This is a genomic window from Sporosarcina newyorkensis (genome assembly GCF_900167515.1).
Lineage (GTDB): Bacteria > Bacillota > Bacilli > Bacillales_A > Planococcaceae > Sporosarcina > Sporosarcina newyorkensis.
Genome location: NZ_FUYJ01000006.1, coordinates 158,184 through 175,945, shown reverse-complemented (window position 1 = coordinate 175,945; position 17,762 = coordinate 158,184). Strand labels below are relative to the sequence as shown.

Here is a 17,762-nt window from a genome sequence, read left to right as displayed (position 1 = left end):
TCGTATTGGTTATAGCTACTAGCGATGTTAAAGACGATTCTGTTTTGTAGGATTGTTCGAAAAAGGAGATAAGATAGATGTTTGCGGATTTGAATTTGTTTCTTGCGTTTGGTGCAGGGTTTCTGAATTTTATTTCACCATGCACATTACCGTTATATCCAGCTTTTATATCTTACATAACGGGAATGTCGCTTGATGAGCTTAAATCAGATAAAAAACGATATAGGAAGAGTGGAATCTTCCATACAATCTTTTTCTTAAGCGGTTTTTCAGTTATCTTCATCTTTCTCGGGTATAGCTCATCACTTGTTGGTACATTTTTTTATCAATATCAAGACGTCCTTCGCCAGGTAGGTGCGATTTTCATTGTTATTTTCGGTTTAATGATTCTAGGTTTCTTTACGCCTAAGTTTCTAATGCAGGAGAAAAAGTTACAATTTAAGAATCGTCCTGCCGGTTATTTCGGTACGTTCCTCATTGGACTTGCATTTGCAGCAGGGTGGACTCCATGTACGGGACCAATCACAGGAGCTATTTTCATGATGGCATCCCAAAATCCTGGTTTAGGTGTATGGTATATGAGTGCATACGTTCTCGGATTCGCGATTCCCTTTTTCTTTTTGTCCTTATTTATTACCCGGGTTTCATGGATACAAAAACACAATCTAACCATTACGAAAATCGGAGGCTATATGATGATCGCGTTAGGTGTACTACTCTTCTTCGATGGTTTGACGTACATTATTATTTGGCTTAGTCCGTTTTTTGGTGGTTTTATGGGATTCTGATATTCGTGTTCAATTTTATTTATCGCGAGTTTACATTCATACGCATAAAAGGATACAACTACTTAGAAGCAAATTGATAGGGAAGAGATTGAAACATGATTAGTCTGCCGAATTTATATAGGGGCCCTGCAGCCAATGGATTGCAATGATATTGTATCCAGCAGCCCACCACAGGTTTTGTATCATTTTACGATAGGTTGCCCTTGAAAGTTTGATAATATTTACGACGTCAAGCGGATTGCTTTTAACAAGAACAACATCGGCGGTTTCGATAGCTACATCGGTACCTGCACCTACAGCAATGCCTAAGTCTGCTTTTGCAAGGGCGGGAGCATCATTTACACCATCTCCAGTCATTGCAGTCCGAAGTTGTTCAACTTTTTGTATATGCTCTATCTTTTCGGACTTCTCGTGTGGAAGGACTTCAGCAAAGATCTCTTCCATTGCGAGTTGTTTACCTACATAATGCGCCACTTTTTCAGTATCTCCTGTAAGCATGATTGATTTGACATTTATTTCTTTTAACTTTTTGACTGCCACTATAGCAGTTTCGCGAACGATATTAGCAAGGGGGATCATAACCGACAAGTTTTTTATTAATCAACGTAAATACTACCGTCTTTTCTTCAGAAGACCATTGATCAAATTGAACATTATCAAATTTTAGATTCAACTCTTTCACATAACCGGGACTGACGACCATGACTTGTTTGCCATGCACAGTCCCTTCCAATCCCTTCCCAGCGAGTGATTGAAAATTTCCCACTCGCTGCAGAGGGATGCCCATCTCTTCTGCTTTCCTAGTTACACCTTTCGCAAGAGGGTATTGGGATTGTGCTTCAACCGCGGCTGCAAAAGAAATAACGTCTTTTGCACTGAAGTTTTCAAAAGTGTAAATGTTTGTTACGCCAAATTCGCCTTTTGTAAGTGAACCGGTTTTATCGAAAACGATGGCTTCAATATTTTGGGCACATTCAAAAGCAGCTCGATTTCGTATGAGAAGTCCATTTTTAGCTGCTAGTGATGTTGAAACTGCCACAACCAAAGGAGCTGCCAGGCCTACAGCATGTGGACAAGCAATGATTAGTACTGTCACCACTCTTTCCATTGCGAAGGAAACAGGATAGCCAAGGGAAATCCAAATAATGAACGTGATCAGCCCTGCTGCTAATGCACCGTAAAACAACCATTTTGCGGCACGTTCGCCAGGTCTTGAGCCCGTGATTTGGATTCTTGCGCTTCCTTTACTAAGGTGATTACTTGTGAAAGGTATGTTTCACTGCCGATTTTCGTAATCAGTAAATCCATTATCCTATAATTCGTATCAATTAAGTCAAGTCTTTGCGCACATGGTGACATTTTCCAAATATAATGTTCTCTGCATATTTTTTTCATACTTTCTTGTTACACTAAAATCGCAATAAAAAAGAAAGGGGAAAATCGATGGAAATTAAGATGAAGCTTGCTGCTGCGGCAATTAGCATTTTCATAATAAGTGGTTGCAGCAATAATAAAACAGAGCCTGTCCAGAGTATGGATCATACAACGGAGGGTCAAAACAAAGGAGAAACGGACCACTCCATGATAGAGGGACACATGAGTCACGATCAGGTGGTCAGTTTAAATGATTCAACGGGTAAAAATGAATTGAAAATCCCATCCCTTCTTAAGTCAGAAAAAGACGAAGAAGGAATCGTCTACACTGTCCGCGCGGAAAAAGGAAAAACCGAAATATTTGACGGCGTTGAGTCAGACACTTACGGATACAACGGATCTTTTTTGGGACCTATGCTTCGTTTTGAAAAAGGCGAAACAGTGAAAATTAAAACGGTAAATGAATTGGATGAAGAAACTACTTTCCATTGGCATGGGTTAGAGGTTGCAGGAGATGTCGATGGGGGTCCCCACGATGCTCTTAAACCGGGAGAGGAAAAAATAATTGAGTTCAAAGTGGATCAAGAGGCATCAACTTTATGGTTCCACCCCCACCCCATGGGTAAAACTGCTGAGCAGGTTTACAACGGGCTTGCAGGATTAATTTATATTTCTGATAACAATTCCGAAAGACTTGAACTACCAGATGAATACGGGGAAAATGATATCCCATTGATTTTTCAAGATCGGACATTTGATGAGCAAAAACAATTGAATTATAACGCAGCTAAGAATGAAGATGGCACAATCGGAGATACATTATTGGTAAATGGTACGTTAAATCCAAAGTTAACTGTAAATAAAGAGAAGGTTCGTTTACGCTTATTAAATGGATCAAATGCAAGGAACTTCACCTTCAAGCTGAATACGGGAAATTCGTTCGTTCAAATTGCAACGGATGGTGGTTTCTTAAATGAACCGGTTACGTTAAATGAAATTACCCTGACGCCTTCTGAGAGAGCGGAAATCATCATTGATTTTTCAAAGATCCAGACAGATGATGACCTGGCGTTAATAAATGAAGAGGAGTCAGTTCTTTTACCATTTGAGGTTTCGAACAAAAGTGCATCAACTAGTAAGACTCCAGTGGAGATGAATGATTTTTCATTGACAGAGGAAGAGCAGGATTTGCCGGTTACCAAGACAATTGAACTTTTTGGCATGATGGACATGGTAACGATAAATGGAAAGAAATTTGATCCGAAACGTATTGACTTCACACAACAGCAAGGGGTCACTGAAGTATGGGAGATTTACAATAAGCCGGATATGATGGGTGGTATGATTCATCCATTCCATATCCACGGCACACAATTTAAAATTCTCTCACGAGATGGAGCAGAGCCACCGGAAAATGAACGTGGATGGAAAGATAGTATATCCATTAAACCGGATGAAAGAGTGAAGATAGCTATACAATTTAAACATAAAGGTGTATATATGTTCCATTGCCATATCCTTGAACATGAAGACAATGGCATGATGGGGCAAGTTAAGATTGAATAATAGATAATACGCGAAGATCGTGATAGCCAGTGCTGATTAGATTGCACTGGCTGTTTGACTATTATTAATGAAATTATTAGGCTTTCTAATCTGTTATTTAAAGATGGCTCACATCATGTTTCTAACACAACATAGTGGAAAAGAAAAAAGCCATGATACAGATAAAATAAGGATTTTTTAAGGAGTTTTTACTTTTGCGTTTTAAACCTTCTGTAAAGGGCAAAATACTACCGAAAACAAATTGGAGGTAGATCTCATGAATACCAAGTTCGGAGAATATCTAGAGGCCTGCAGAAAAAAATCATATTTCAAATCAAATTGAGAGGTGTTAATGAATGAAAATGAAACCATATGTACTAATTTTCACCATCGCAATCATGATGGTCATCAGTGGATGTGGTAAGAATAACAGCGATGGAGAAAACTCAGGTACTAATAATGAACCCCAACATGAGAACATGGAAATGGAGCATTCTGGATCAGGTGAGGTCCCGCCAACCTTAAAAAAAGCGGAAAATCCAACATATCAAGTTGGAAGCACAGCAATCATTGAGACAGATCATATGAAAGGGATGGAAGGTGCCGAAGCAACAATAGTAGGTGCATATGATACCGTAGCCTATACCGTTTCATATACATCAACGACGGATGGAAAGCGGGTGGAGAATCATAAATGGGTAATCCAGGAAGAATTAAAAGATGCAGATGACAAGACTTTAGAAAAAGGAAGTGAGGCTACCTTACTGGCTGATCATATGCAAGGAATGGAAGGTGCCGTGGCGGAGATTGATTCAGCTGAACACACAACTGTATATATGGTTGATTACAATCCGACTACTGGCGGTGAGAGAGTTACAAACCATAAATGGGTTACGGAAAGCGAACTTTCTGGTAACTGAAGATTTACCTAAGGAATATTAGGCGAGGGATAACAGGGGAGACATCGATCGCTTAGCATATTGTGGGCTAGGAATCATAATTTGAAATGGTCAGATTGTGAGGTAAGAAATTTAATTGACTAGTTACACCACTCAAATTTATCGAGTGGTGCTTTACATATTTATTGAAACATTGCCAACAGCGATCCGCCTACAGCCCCGGAAACTACAATAATCCAGGGAGGAAGTTTCCAGTAGGCGAGCATACTAAACAAAATTGAGGCTAAGGCAAAATCCACAGGTGCTAAGATGGAACTTGTCCAAATCGGAAAATAAAAGGCGGAGATTAAGATTCCGACTACTGCTGCATTCACGCCCAATATTGCGCCTTTAATTTTAGGGTTGTTCCGTAAACTATCCCAAAAAGGCAATGCACCAAGGATCAGAAGGAAAGCTGGTAAGAAGATCGCGCCCGTTGCGACCAATCCGCCGAGCCAACCATTCATAACAGTGCCTAAATAGGCAGCGAAGGTGAATAGAGGACCGGGTACTGCTTGTGTTGCTCCATAACCAGCTAAGAAAGATGCCTCACTTAACCATCCGGTAGGTACAAATTCTTGTTCTAATAAAGGTAAAACAACATGCCCGCCACCAAAAACTAATGAGCCGGCTCGATAAAAGCTATCAAACATAGCTACCCAATAGGAACCAGTTATTTCTCGCAGGATCGGCAATAGAAAAAGCAAACTGAAAAACAGTGCTAGAAAAATCACTGAAATTCTTTTAGCGATTGGGAATGGCGAGCTTGTTTCTTCGGATTCTTCAGGTTGTTTGTAAAGAAGAAACCCAAGGAGTGCAGCTAGTAATATAACGCCTATTTGAGTGAAAGCTGTTTGCCAAACCAGTGTACCGACTAGAGCGAATAAAGCAATGGCTTTTCTTTTGATATCAGGAGTTAAGTTTTTTGACATGCCCATTATGGCATGGGCAACGACAGCTACCGCTACAATTTTTAATCCATGAATCCAACCGGCAGTTCCGATATCAAATTCTTTGAGTAGCAAAGCAAATAGTATTAAAGCAACAACTGAGGGGAGTGTAAATCCTAAAAAAGAAATAATCCCTCCTAAAACTCCTGCTCTCATAACTCCTATGCCTATTCCTACTTGGCTGCTCGCCGGTCCTGGCAGGAATTGAGCTAACGCAACTAAATCAGCATAACTTTTTTCATCCATCCATTTTCTTCGACGTACATATTCCTCATGAAAGTACCCCAAATGAGCGATTGGTCCCCCAAAAGATGTAAAACCGAGTCTTAATGAAACTAAAAATATTTCTAAAAGTGATGTAATTTTCCTACGCGGATTCGTTTGATTCATTAGTAACTCCTTTTATTAGTCATTGATTTCTTTAAAGAGTTCGTATGCCTTTTTCCTCGCCTCAATCAGTATTAGATCTCCTTTTTCAGTTATCGTATAATATTTTCTTATTTTCCCCTCCACTTTACGTTCCTCCTTCATTAGAAGACCGTCTGATTCCATGGAATGTAATATTGGATAAAGAGTACCTGGGCTGATGGTATAGCCGTGTTCTCTAAGTTCTTCTAGCATCCACACACCAAAAACGGGATGTTCTTTTGCGTGATGCAAAATATGTATGTGAATAAAACCAAGAAAAAGCTTGCGTAACACTTTGTCGTTTTCCAAATTCTCACCTCCTGTCATTAATAACGAAAGTCAATATCGGTAACCGTTATTGAGAATATAACACTGTTAATACTGTCTGGCTAGTCCGATTGATGAAAGTTTACATATTCTTAACAGTATGCCAATTCATCTTCAGTTGTTTTTGTCTAATCATGTATAATACCTAAATGTGTTAAATGGAAATATGATAGTTTGAATTTATCTGCTAGAACAATACTCTCTGGTTTCCTGTCAAAAGCTATCATTATCCTTAAAATTGTAATTGTGTAAACGAATTTTGGGTGTTTGAAGGAGAAGCATATCGGCTCAACGGGCTCTTTATTTAACCAAGCAACAACTTAGCAACAAGTTCACGCTATACTGGATATAGCTTAGAAGTAGGAGAAGATGAAAATGGAACATGTACAAAAGACGATCTTAATTATAGAAGATGAAGAATCGATCTACGATATACTATCGTATGCTTTACGGAAAGCAGGGTTTCGAGTCATTGGTGCATCTTCAGGAGTGAAGGCGTTAGAATTTCTTCAAGGGATAGAGATCGATCTTATTATTTTAGATATCATGCTGCCCGATACGACGGGCTTTGAGCTTTGCAAAAAGATTACGGTCATGACAAATTCCCCGATTCTCATGCTGACGGCGCGCGATGATATCGTAGACAAAGTTGTAGGGCTCGAACTCGGGGCAGAAGATTATATGACGAAGCCATTCGATATTCGGGAAGTTCTTGCGCGTGTGAATGTGTTACTTCGACGCAACCAGACGCCATATCGATTGATTCACGTCAATGAGAGTATCCATATTGAGCCACGTGCCCACGCCGTTTTCAAGGATAGACAATTGGTCACATTAAAGCCGAAGGAATATGAACTCTTACTATTATTCGCTCAACATCGGAATCAAGTATTTTCAAGAGAAGAAATTCTCGACACTGTCTGGGAAATGGATTATGAAGGCGGACTGCGAACAGTGGACGTACATGTTCAACGAATTCGTAAGAAGCTTGATTCATCACTCATCGAGACGGTATTCGGTGTAGGTTATAGAATGAGAGGATATTGAGCAATGAAACTAACGATCCGGAAGAAATTCTTCATTGTTTTTTTCATCTTGTTTTTCTTTGCAGCTGTTCTGAGCAATCAAATCATGGCGAAAATACTTGAAAAATATACGATGACCAATCTCGAAGAAGCTGTGACCTCTCTGCAATATTCGTCGACTCAATTTATAAAGCAATTTGAACAGCTGCATCCGCAAGACGGAAATTTCATCGTTGAACACAGTGATAGACTTGCGAATGAGTTAAGTAAATTGAATAACCAAAGTGTAGCTCTGTTTGATAGCGAAGGGCGGTTTTTATATGAAGCTGTGCCAATCGATCACCCAATTCTGATGGAACAACAACGCTATCAAGCAAGTGTAGGGAAGAACAGCAGCGAGGAGTTAAAACAAGCTTTTCAAAATAAATCTTCTTATACCATTCAACCTCTGCGGGAGGGGACACTTCTCTATTTCGCTTACCCGCTTTATCTGAATGATACGCTCTATGGAGTCGTTCGTTTTACAGCAGATTACACGGATGTTTTTTTACATAATAAAAGCCTGCTTCGGGCATTCACCTTGCTTACCATACTTTTGTTTTGCGGCGTCTATTTAATTTCATTGTTATTAGTTAATCAATTCATCCAAAGAGTTAAAGAAGTGACAAGTGCAACGAAAAGGATGACAACAGGCGACTATCAGCCAATTTCTGCAAACAAGGCATCCGATGAAATAGGTGAACTGGCTCAGAATTTCCAGCAGATGCAATTGCAAATTCAGCAGCATATTCAAACGATTGAACAGGAGAAAGACAAAGTGGTAGTGCTCGAAGAAAAACGCACAACTTTCTTCCATAATATTACCCATGAACTGAAAACACCGCTGACAACCATTTCAGGCTATGCCCAAATAATAGGTGAAAGAGCATTTGACGACATAGAATTTCTACAAAAAGCTTCTTTGAAAATAAGAAAAGAGAGCGAACGTCTAAATGAAATGGTCACTCAATTACTAGCACTGTCAAAATACCAATCGCATGTGCCCGCTTCCATTCATGAAACTGTAGATGTGTATCCGATTCTGCAATCTGTCTGTGAAGACCTGCAAATGATGGCAGCTCCACGCGACATGAAGATTCACCTACAGGGCCGTCCTTATATAGTGGAGGGCAATCCGAATGAAATCCAGCAGCTCTTTATTAATGTAATTGATAATGCCATCCTGCATGGAATATCAGGGTGCGTTATTGAAATCACTGTAGACCAAGAAATCATGGTGACCAATCCATGCGTGCCTATCCCTCCGGCCATTGCCGACAATATATTCGAACCATTTGTGCACAGTAAATCGGAAGGCAGTTCAGGCTTAGGATTATTCATATGTGCGGATATTACGGCACGTCATCACGGAACGATTCAGTTTGAAGAGAAAAATGGACAGGCTGAAATCAAAATAAAAATACCTCAACAGAAACATGTCGGCAACAAGTAAAGCATGGTTGGCAACAACATTTACTTATGATCAATCTGTACGCTACTAACAGGAGGTTATGAAAATGAAAAGAAAATGGCATGGAATTGCGGTACTCACGTTAAGCAGTATGCTGGCAGCAGGCTGTTCACTTTCCGGAGAAGCGGCGCCAAAGACTGTCACGTTAAGTGACAATGTAAAACTTGAAAGTGCGTTGGATGAGAACCATCTACTCATCACGCATGAAGCTACGTTTCCCATTGAAATTACAGCGGATTACACAGGTTTTAAAGGGAATCAGCTGTATTTCAATCAACACAACGCAATGTATAAGTATGATGTAGAGAGCAAAAAAGAGGAAAAGGTGATGGGAACACCGTTCACCTCTATATCGGATGACGAACAGCGAGCAATTTCACATATAAATGAAAAGTTTTACGTACATGATTTCCAAAACGGCACGAAAAAATTTATTGGCAATGCTACGGAGGAATGGAGTACGTACTTTGGAGATGTTAAGGGTTCGTCGGTCATTCAAGTGAAACATACGGGTGAAAATTTTACAGTGGAAAAGACAGTATTGGAGACTGGTCAAAAGTTCAGTTGGGATATTTATGAAATTTTCAATAGTGACGATATGGCTATCAATTCATTTCAATCGAGCGAGGAAGGAATATATATTGCAGGTAATACTTTAAAAGAAGGATATGGCTTGTATCATTTATTGGATAATGGAGATGTGAAAAAACTTTCATCTTTGGAAGGGATAAATTCAATGGACCGCTTTCAGTTTTTAGATGAGCAGACGATCATTTTCAATGATGAATACAAAGGCAAATCGGGTATTTATACGCTGGATCTATCAACAGGACATGTGACACAGCTTGTAGCGGGTGGAGAGGATAAAGAAGGCATATGGGTGCCGTTTTATAAACTATCGCCGGATAAGAGTAAAATTTTATTTGATACGCCGGTGCAAGTTGGCAATGAATATAAAACCAATGTCTATGTAGCGGAGTTTGTAGAAGGCAAACTAACAAAGCCTGCGCTGCTTATGCAAAATGCAGAATTATTTGCCGTGATTTCGGAGACGGGTTATTGGAGCGATGATTCAAGCAAAGCTTATATCAGTACGACGGTTCCGGGCAATGACAAAATCGATGCAATAGAAGTTTTTAAAATTGAATTGGATAAATAAATATCAAAACACAGACTGTCCTGAAAGTCCAAAACGGCTTTCAGTAACAGTCTTTTTTGCACGATCGGTAAGTAAAGCAGCGAAACGAGCCAAAGTATGCGGTAGCCACACCAATCAGATTCAGAAACGCACCAATCAACTCTCCATCCGAACCAAACTATCTCCGAAACGAACCAAACACCTTCAGAACCGAATCAATCAGCTTCTGAACCGCACCAATCCAGCCCTGCGCCACACCTTTTCTCTGTTTACCAACCGACTGGATGAAACAAAAACTCCCGTATTTACCGGACATCATCCTTTCGAATTAAAACACCTCATTATAATCCGTAAGCTCCCGCAGTGCTCTTTCCTCCGCCGGAATCCGAACCGACAGCATCCACAGATTTAGAATAAAGAATAATCCAGCGGTAATATACGCATTGAACAATAAGGGCAAGACGATCAATTCCGTAGTCACAATTACATAATTCGGATGGCGGATCCAGCGGTAAGGCCCTTTTTTCTGAACGTTCGCCCCTGGCAAGATGAGGATCTTTGTATTCCAAAACTTGCCTAGCGATGAAAGACACCAAACACGCAGTACTTGCATCAGCAGAAAAATTGCCAGCAGGATGCTCCAAAAAGCCGGCAAAGGACGATTAAAAATGAGTACTTCCACAAGCAATGAGACGAAAAATGCAGTATGCATCAGCACCATCCACTTATAATGTGCCGAACCAACTTCAATCGCGCCTTGGCCGAGCATCCACCGTTCATTGCGCTTTGCTACAGCGAGCTCCACCAATCGCTGTATGACCACGATAATGAAGACAATCAAGAATAAACCGCTCATCTTACTGCCACTCCAGCAACAGAAGCTCTCCGCAGAAGCCAGGACCGAGAGCAGCCATCAACCCACGTTCTCCCACAGCCGGCTGTTGTTCAATAAATTCTTTCAGCACATACAGCACAGTAGGAGACGACATATTGCCGTGGTGCTGCAAGACTTTTTTCGAAGTAGCGGTTTCATTGGTATCCAAATGAAGCGCGGCCTGATAAGCGTCCAGCACTTTCTTGCCCCCTGGATGTGCGACGAAATGATTAATGTCGGACATTGACAGCTCTTGTTCTTCGACAAACTGGTGGACGACCGGTCCAAGCCAGCTCTTGATGATGGTCGGGATGCTTTTCGAAAACACAACATGAAGGCCATCATTTTTGATATCCCACCCCATGACGTCCTCTGAGTCCGGCATGAAGCGAGAGGAAGTCGCGCGGATGGAAGGCATCGGACGTATACTTTTCACTGTCGACTGTTCTCCTGAAACGAGTGCACAAGCAACACCGTCAGAAAATAAAGATACACCCACTAAATTGCTTTTTGATACATCGTCACGCTGGAACGTCAAACTGCATAGTTCAATCGCCAGGACGAGTACATTTGATTCGGGGTACGCTTTGCAATAATCAAATGCGCGGCTCATGCCCGAAGCACCGCCTGCACAACCAAGTCCCCAAATCGGAATACGTTTGATATCATGACGAAACGGCAATTGATTAATAAGGCGCGCATCGATACTTGGCGTGGCCAGACCGCTGCTTGAAATGAAGAAGATTGCATCAATTTCAGCAAAGTTTACCGGACGCGCAAGTGTGGCTGTATTATTGAGACATTGTTCCACCGCTGTCTTACCAAGCTCTACGGCGTGTTTGATATAGACATTATTTCGAGTTTCAAAATCATGCGGTTCAGCATACCATTCAATCGGCATGCATACTTGCCGTGTATTAATCTCTCCATTTTGAAACACTTGAAGTAAACGATCAATGTTTTTAAATGAATCCGAAAACAAAGAACGGGCAAACGACATGGCTTCTTCTTGCTTGATTTCAACTGGCGGATAAACGGTACTGACAGAATGAATTGTTGGCATAGGCAACCTCCGTTAAAAATTATAATGAGCTAGAGTGGTGAGTTATGCTGAGACTTCTTGTAAACTATATGCAACAGAAGAGGAGGACTTGTCTTGAAGGTCAAATTAAGTATCTTGGATCAATCGCCTATTTCAGACGGGCAAAACGCTCACGAAGCTCTCCAGCAGACAGCCGAGCTAGCGTTAAAAGCGGAGGAGTGGGGATATACTCGTTTTTGGGTGTCAGAACATCATGATGCATCCACATTGGCAGGTTCATCTCCTGAAATCTTAATGGCACATTTGGCCACTATCACTTCCACTATCCGCATCGGGTCTGGCGGTGTCATGCTACCTCACTATTCCCCTTATAAGGTGGCAGAAAACTTTAAAGTGCTCGAAGCGCTGTTTCCCGGACGAATTGACGCCGGAATGGGCAGGGCACCGGGCGGAATGCCGCGAGCGACATATGCCTTAAACAAAGGACAGTATCAAAACAGAGAACAATTTCCAGATCAAGTGGATGAATTGCTGATGTATTTACATGATGCATTGCCTGAAGACCATAAATATGAAGGGTTAAAAGCGACTCCGATTACGCAGAGTGCACCGCCGGTATGGATGCTTGGTACGAATGAGGGGTCAGCAAGTTTAGCGGCAGAAAAAGGTTTGCCGTATGTGTTTGCACAATTCATTAATAGTGAGGGTGGCGTGGAAGCTGCAAAACACTACCGCACTAACTTTCAAGCCTCCGATTATTATCAGCAACCGGAACAAGCCTTGGCGGTTTTCTGTATTTGTGCTGAAACAGAGGAAGAGGCGAATCGCGTGGCGTCTTCATTGGATTTATTGCTGATCATGCAACAGCAAGGAATGCCGGTTGAGGGAACTCCAACACCTGAGCAGGCGGCTGAGTATGAATACAGTTCACTCGAATGGGAACTCGTACAGCTCAATCGCGAGCGTATGAGCGTAGGTACTCCAGAAACTGTTCGCAAGCAACTCGAACGGCTGGCGGATGACTTTCAAGCCGAAGAAATCATGCTTGTCACAATAACTTATTACTTTTATGATAAGCTGAAATCATTTGAGTTGATTGCGAATGAATTTTTGAAAGGAGCGAAAGAAAATGAAACTGATTGACACGAAGAATCAGCTGAATGACAAAGAAAAGCACATAGGAAAAGTAGTTGGAGTGGACAATGCCACATTGACGAACATCCAGCTAAAAGCAGGCGAGGAAATTGCTGAACATGATTCAAAAAACGAAGCGATTATTATTGTACGTAAAGGAAAGGTACGTTTTACGGTGGAAGGGAAGCCGGTTGAGGTGACACCTGAACACATTCTGCACATGACGCCGCTTGAAAAGCATAGCCTGCATGCAATTGACGATACGGATTTAGTGTTAGTTCAGGTGAAACCATAATGTTAGGAGCTGTCCAATAAAAGTTGTTGGAAAATGACCTTTAGGACGGCTCTATTATAGAGGTATTATTTATGGGGTAATTATTGGAATCTTAAAACGAAGGATCGAATAATCGCTCTATCACAGACCAATAGATGCCTACTGATCAGGAATTTTTTGAACCCTTGGTATCAAGACATTTCGAAACGTAAAGTGTCGTTAAGGATAGCTAGAATGTGGGAAAATGCTGAACGTAAGTTAAAATTAAATGTCATAATTATTTATTTGAAAAATCAAATATTGAAAAATAAATAATATGAGATATAATTGAAGAAAGCGCTTACCTATCTTTAACATGCTCATTTTATTAGTAAATGTTAAAATGTAATATAAATTACCAAGTATTTTTACTTTAGAAGAGGAGAGACGAAAGTGAAAGTAAATGCAACAATATATGATGTAGCAAAAGCAGCCAATGTTTCAATTGCAACCGTTTCAAAGGTGATTAATGAAACGGGTCACATCAGTGAAAAAACTAAAAGAAAAGTACATCAAATAATAGAAGAACTCGATTATAAGCCAAATATGATGGCATCAGCATTAATGGGGAAGCAAACAAAAACAATCGGGTTACTAATTCCGGATATAGCCAACCCCTTTTTTTCAGAACTGGCTAGGAGTATTGAAGATCGTGGACAAGAATTGGGCTACAACTTGGTCATATGCAACACAGACTATAAAATAGAAAAAGAGAATAAATATTTGGCTCTTCTAAAGCAGAAAAGTGTAGACGGATTTATTTTAGCTTCCGGCTTCGAGCATTTAGAAGAAGTAGAAAAGCTAATAAAAGAGAAAACACCAGTAGCCATCGTTGCAAGAGATTTTCCAATGTTCTCTATCAATGGAGTAGCATTAGATGATTTCATGGGCGGTTATCAAGCGGCTTCTTATTTAATAGGGTTAGGTCATGAAAATATTGACGTAATTGCAAGAGATGTTTGGAGTAATAGGGAACGTATTCGCGGATTTAAGCAAGCTTTAGAAGAAAATAATCGAAAGTTCTCGATGAATTTTGAATATATAGGGGAAAGTACTGTAGAAGCTGGTAAAGCTATTACACATAAGTATTTGAGTAGTAGCAATATACCTACAGCAATTTTTGCATGTAATGATTTATTGGCTGCAGGAGCACTTCAGGCAGCAAAAGAAAATGGAGTGAGCGTACCAGAACGGCTTTCGGTTATTGGTTTTGATAATACTTTAATTGCAAGAATTGTTGAACCGCCTTTAACTACTATTGGACAACCAATTCAGAGTATGGGTAAACAAGTAATGGATTTAATTGTTTCAATGATTAGTGGAGAGCAAAAAGAGAAAATTCGAATAACACTTTTACCTTCAGTTGTAGAGCGGGAATCTACAAATAATAGAATGTAACTAAGATTTGCGGATTAATGAAGTAATTCAAGAGTTTAATGAGTAATTAGATTGATTGGAGTAAATTGGATTTATAAATAGAGAAACAAAAGCAATGCTCATATGGTGTTGTGGTTTAATTTTGGTCGAGTTTCAACTTCATGAACAGGAAGATCAAACTTGCAAATGCCCCGATAACGCAAGAAAATATTACTGAATTTTAAAAAGTCATCATGTTTCAAACTGTATTACTTTAGACCCGAAGTTGGATAAGAATTTGAAGTTTTATTAAAAAGTATGGGTGAGAATTTGTGGGAAGCTTGACGCATAAGCTGATTAACAAACGTGTATATGGATGCCTCTAACATTTTATATACATGAATTGAGTTTGAATAAAAAGTGATAGACAGTAGCGAATATTGAAATATCTTTATAGTTAAATTTAACTATAAAGTAAAATAGACTTATGACTTAAATTAATATTTAACCTATTTTTTCAGGGATGAAAAATTAATTATTAGGTTGACCCCCAAAAATAAATAAAGTATACTGAATACATAGTAGATAATAAATATTCAGATATTAAACTATAATAGGAAAGCGCTTACCTTAATTTATTAAATGGTACAACAATGTATAAGATAATTAATTTTCCAGTTCAAATAAAGAGAGGATGTGAGAAGTTGAGAGGGAACTGTTTGATAGTTCAGTCGGGTGGTCCTACAGCTGTAATTAATAATTCTGTGGTCGGCATAATAGATGAAATTTTAAGTACGTCATTTACAGGTGAAATCTTAGGAGCAGCAGGCGGAATTCATGGATTATTGTATGAAACTTTTCATAAGCTGACCGATATAACTGCTCAAGAAAGATATCGGTTGCGTTGGACTCCGGGGGCTGCACTTGGTACGTGGCGTCATAAATTAAGTTCTGATGATTTTAAGTCCATAATAGAAGTTTTAAGAAAAAATGATGTACGATATATTTTTTATATCGGTGGTAATGGCTCAATGAGTGTGGCAAAAGCAATTGATGAATACGCGAGGGTTGTAGGATATGAATTAATTGTCATTGGCATTCCCAAATCAATAGATAATGATTTACTGGGCACTGATCATTCACCTGGTTATGGAAGTGCAGCAAAGTTTTTGGCTACTTCAGTGCTTGACATGAAAATGGATATGGCGAGTTATACTAAAAACAGCCGTGTCTCAATTATTGAAACGATGGGAAGACATACGGGTTGGTTGGCAGGTGCATGCTCGCTGGCAGAGGGACAGACCGATGATGATAGTCAATTACTAATTTACATCCCGGAAGTTCCGTTTGATTTGCAGGATTGCTTAAGTAAAATAGTTAAAGCAAATCATGAAAAAAGAAATACAGTACTAGTCGTTTCTGAAGGAATACGGAAGCTGAATGGTCATTTAGTTTGTGAAGAAGATTTGGAGTATGATGTTTTAGGAAGAGCCAAACTAGGTGGAGTAGCAGCCCATTTGAAGGATATAGTTGAAGAACAGACGGGGATTAGTACTCGTTCAATTGATTCGAGTATTTGGCAAAGAAGTAGTATTGTCCTTGCATCAAAAACAGATATTAATGAAGCTTATAAGATTGGGAGAGTAGCATGGCAGTATGCGATGGATGGTTATACAGGCGTAATGATCAGTATGAAGAGAGATGTGAGTATAAAAAACTATCACATCACTTATGAAACAATTCCGCTGAAAGAAATGGCTGGGAAGGAACGCTACGTACCTCAGGAGTGGTATGATGCTCACCAAAATACGATGACAAACGAGTTCAAAGAGTATGTACGCCCAATTATTCAAGGTGAAATATTGATTCCGATGGAAAATGGGCTGCCAATGTACAAGGTAGTATATTAAAAACATTTCTTTAACGGTTTTAGTTAAGCGCTTTACTGAACATTTTATCTTAATATAAAATGGCAGAATTGTATACAATGACTGGTTTTTGAAATATGAAAAGCGAGGTGGAGTTATTGGGAAAAAAAGTTCGCTGTGCCGTGATTGGCGTAGGCAGACTTGGATTTGTTCATGCGGAAAATGTTGCGAACCATATACCAGGAGCAGAAGTCGTCGCAATTGTAGCTTCTAGAAAAGAAAGCGCTGAGCGAGCAGCCCGAGAATTAGGCGTGCGAAACTGGACAAATGATCCACAAGAGGTATTCGATGACCCATCTATTGATGCAGTTATTATTGTGACTCCGACAAAAACTCATGCTAATTTAATCATACGAGCAGCCAGAAGCAAAAAGCATATATTTGTAGATAAACCGTTAACCGAAAGATTAGAAGAAGCGGATATGGTGATTAAGGAAGTCCAGGAAAATAAGGTTTTTTGTCAGGTAGGTTTCATGCGACGTTTTGATCCATCTTATATGGAAGCGAAAAGAAGAATCGCTCAAGGAGACATTGGGGAACCAATTTACTTTAAAGGGTTAAGTCGTGATCCCGGCTCTCCGCCGGAAGAATATATAAAGACAAGTGGTGGAATTTTTATTGATTTATGCATTCATGATTTTGATATTGCACGCTTCTTGTTGGGATATGAAGTGAAATCCGTACGTGCATTTGGTGAAGTACTCGTCCATCCTTTCATGAAAAAGTACAATGACGTTGATCAGTCTATGACATTTGTAGAATTTACTAATGGGGCATCAGCAGATATAGAAGGGAGCAGAAATTCCACATTTGGATACGATGTGAGGGGTGAGGTGGTTGGCACGGAAGGTACAATCCAAATCGGCTCCCTTCAACGCCATAACAATATTATCATGACAAAAAACAAAAGTTTCCATGATACTATTCCAAACTTCTCAACAAAATTCCAAGATGCTTTCTTACTTGAATTGGAAGGGTTTATAAACTGTATTCAAAACGGTGAAAAACCAATGGTCAATGAAATCGATGGGAAAATAGCTTTGGCAGTTGCTGTAGCAGCAACTGAATCTTTTAAAAAGAAACAAATTGTGTATCTTTAAAAAATCATTGAA

At 39.8% G+C, this 17,762-nt stretch carries 17 protein-coding genes; 11 read left to right on the top strand and 6 right to left on the bottom strand.

The features are described 5' to 3' along the window. Positions 1 to 77 precede the first annotated feature (77 nt). Positions 78 to 788 (top strand): cytochrome c biogenesis CcdA family protein, encoded by a 711-nt coding sequence (locus B5D59_RS12595; RefSeq protein ID WP_078818213.1) that lies wholly within the window; start codon positions 78 to 80, stop codon positions 786 to 788. A 99-nt stretch (positions 789 to 887) separates the two neighbouring features. On the opposite strand, the gene B5D59_RS18590 is transcribed toward B5D59_RS12595, so the two are convergent. Both B5D59_RS18590 and B5D59_RS18585 read right to left on the bottom strand, forming a co-directional pair. Beyond that, a complete protein-coding gene (locus B5D59_RS18590) occupies positions 888 to 1,328 on the bottom strand; it encodes an HAD-IC family P-type ATPase (protein WP_281250673.1) in 441 nt (146 codons plus the stop codon). A gap of 22 nt (positions 1,329 to 1,350) precedes the next feature. Beyond that, on the bottom strand, positions 1,351 to 1,974 hold the full coding sequence (locus tag B5D59_RS18585; protein ID WP_281250672.1) for an HAD family hydrolase: 624 nt from the start codon (positions 1,972 to 1,974) through the stop codon (positions 1,351 to 1,353). Between the two features lie 263 nt (positions 1,975 to 2,237). Between B5D59_RS18585 and B5D59_RS12585 the strand changes: the two genes are divergently transcribed. Both B5D59_RS12585 and B5D59_RS12580 read left to right on the top strand, forming a co-directional pair. Next, positions 2,238 to 3,728: a multicopper oxidase family protein gene (locus B5D59_RS12585; RefSeq protein ID WP_425441355.1), complete on the top strand. Its 1,491-nt coding sequence runs from the start codon at positions 2,238 to 2,240 to the stop codon at positions 3,726 to 3,728. Between the two features lie 341 nt (positions 3,729 to 4,069). Further along, entirely contained in the window at positions 4,070 to 4,627 is a 558-nt protein-coding gene (locus B5D59_RS12580; RefSeq protein WP_078818244.1) for a YdhK family protein, read from the top strand. 161 nt (positions 4,628 to 4,788) lie between these two features. On the opposite strand, the gene B5D59_RS12575 is transcribed toward B5D59_RS12580, so the two are convergent. Beyond that, positions 4,789 to 5,985, bottom strand: coding sequence for a chromate transporter (locus tag B5D59_RS12575; protein ID WP_078818211.1), 1,197 nt, complete (start codon positions 5,983 to 5,985; stop codon positions 4,789 to 4,791). A 15-nt stretch (positions 5,986 to 6,000) separates the two neighbouring features. Then, complete coding sequence (locus B5D59_RS12570; RefSeq protein WP_078818210.1) at positions 6,001 to 6,330, bottom strand: PadR family transcriptional regulator; 330 nt, start codon at positions 6,328 to 6,330, stop codon at positions 6,001 to 6,003. A gap of 375 nt (positions 6,331 to 6,705) precedes the next feature. Between B5D59_RS12570 and B5D59_RS12565 the strand changes: the two genes are divergently transcribed. From B5D59_RS12565 to B5D59_RS12555, 3 genes are all read left to right on the top strand, one after another. After that, complete coding sequence (locus B5D59_RS12565; protein WP_340759523.1) at positions 6,706 to 7,377, top strand: response regulator transcription factor; 672 nt, start codon at positions 6,706 to 6,708, stop codon at positions 7,375 to 7,377. A gap of 3 nt (positions 7,378 to 7,380) precedes the next feature. Then, positions 7,381 to 8,847: a HAMP domain-containing sensor histidine kinase gene (locus B5D59_RS12560; RefSeq protein ID WP_078818208.1), complete on the top strand. Its 1,467-nt coding sequence runs from the start codon at positions 7,381 to 7,383 to the stop codon at positions 8,845 to 8,847. Positions 8,848 to 8,911: 64 nt separating this feature from the next. Then, positions 8,912 to 10,024: a TolB family protein gene (locus B5D59_RS12555; RefSeq protein WP_078818207.1), complete on the top strand. Its 1,113-nt coding sequence runs from the start codon at positions 8,912 to 8,914 to the stop codon at positions 10,022 to 10,024. Between the two features lie 307 nt (positions 10,025 to 10,331). Here the strand turns inward: B5D59_RS12555 and B5D59_RS12550 are convergent, their stop codons facing one another. Together B5D59_RS12550 and B5D59_RS12545 are read right to left on the bottom strand one after the other, a co-directional pair. Further along, complete coding sequence (locus tag B5D59_RS12550; RefSeq protein WP_078818206.1) at positions 10,332 to 10,859, bottom strand: isoprenylcysteine carboxyl methyltransferase family protein; 528 nt, start codon at positions 10,857 to 10,859, stop codon at positions 10,332 to 10,334. 1 nt (position 10,860) lies between these two features. Then, on the bottom strand, positions 10,861 to 11,940 hold the full coding sequence (locus B5D59_RS12545) for a type III polyketide synthase (protein ID WP_078818205.1): 1,080 nt from the start codon (positions 11,938 to 11,940) through the stop codon (positions 10,861 to 10,863). 93 nt (positions 11,941 to 12,033) lie between these two features. Here B5D59_RS12545 and B5D59_RS12540 point away from each other — a divergent pair, with 93 nt between their 5' ends. The 5 genes from B5D59_RS12540 (at position 12,034) to iolG (ending at position 17,750) form a co-directional block, all read left to right on the top strand. Further along, positions 12,034 to 13,062, top strand: a complete 1,029-nt coding sequence (locus B5D59_RS12540; RefSeq protein ID WP_078818204.1) for an LLM class flavin-dependent oxidoreductase — start codon at positions 12,034 to 12,036, stop codon at positions 13,060 to 13,062. After that, a complete protein-coding gene (locus B5D59_RS12535; RefSeq protein WP_078818203.1) occupies positions 13,049 to 13,348 on the top strand; it encodes a cupin domain-containing protein in 300 nt (99 codons plus the stop codon). The genes B5D59_RS12540 and B5D59_RS12535 overlap by 14 nt, the downstream gene beginning before the upstream one ends. Positions 13,349 to 13,759: 411 nt before the next feature. Beyond that, positions 13,760 to 14,764, top strand: a complete 1,005-nt coding sequence (locus tag B5D59_RS12530) for a LacI family DNA-binding transcriptional regulator (RefSeq protein WP_078818202.1) — start codon at positions 13,760 to 13,762, stop codon at positions 14,762 to 14,764. Between the two features lie 677 nt (positions 14,765 to 15,441). After that, positions 15,442 to 16,632 carry a diphosphate--fructose-6-phosphate 1-phosphotransferase gene (locus B5D59_RS12525; protein ID WP_245799519.1) on the top strand — a complete coding sequence of 397 codons (1,191 nt, stop codon included), beginning with the start codon at positions 15,442 to 15,444 and terminating at the stop codon, positions 16,630 to 16,632. Positions 16,633 to 16,748: 116 nt separating this feature from the next. Next, complete coding sequence (gene iolG, locus B5D59_RS12520) at positions 16,749 to 17,750, top strand: inositol 2-dehydrogenase (protein WP_139366015.1); 1,002 nt, start codon at positions 16,749 to 16,751, stop codon at positions 17,748 to 17,750. The last annotated feature ends 12 nt before the right edge of the window (positions 17,751 to 17,762 follow it).

Bases quoted from the DNA above. Each gene is read 5' to 3' on its own strand.
- B5D59_RS12575 (WP_078818211.1), bottom strand. From the start codon at position 5,985: ATGAATCAAACGAATCCGCGTAGGAAAATTACATCACTTTTAGAAATA.
- B5D59_RS12555 (WP_078818207.1), top strand. From the start codon at position 8,912: ATGAAAAGAAAATGGCATGGAATTGCGGTACTCACGTTAAGCAGTATG.
- B5D59_RS12550 (WP_078818206.1), bottom strand. From the start codon at position 10,859: ATGAGCGGTTTATTCTTGATTGTCTTCATTATCGTGGTCATACAGCGA.
- B5D59_RS12595 (WP_078818213.1), top strand. From the start codon at position 78: ATGTTTGCGGATTTGAATTTGTTTCTTGCGTTTGGTGCAGGGTTTCTG.
- B5D59_RS12570 (WP_078818210.1), bottom strand. From the start codon at position 6,330: ATGACAGGAGGTGAGAATTTGGAAAACGACAAAGTGTTACGCAAGCTT.
- B5D59_RS12565 (WP_340759523.1), top strand. From the start codon at position 6,706: ATGGAACATGTACAAAAGACGATCTTAATTATAGAAGATGAAGAATCG.
- B5D59_RS12545 (WP_078818205.1), bottom strand. From the start codon at position 11,940: ATGCCAACAATTCATTCTGTCAGTACCGTTTATCCGCCAGTTGAAATC.
- B5D59_RS12560 (WP_078818208.1), top strand. From the start codon at position 7,381: ATGAAACTAACGATCCGGAAGAAATTCTTCATTGTTTTTTTCATCTTG.
- B5D59_RS12535 (WP_078818203.1), top strand. From the start codon at position 13,049: ATGAAACTGATTGACACGAAGAATCAGCTGAATGACAAAGAAAAGCAC.
- B5D59_RS12580 (WP_078818244.1), top strand. From the start codon at position 4,070: ATGAAACCATATGTACTAATTTTCACCATCGCAATCATGATGGTCATC.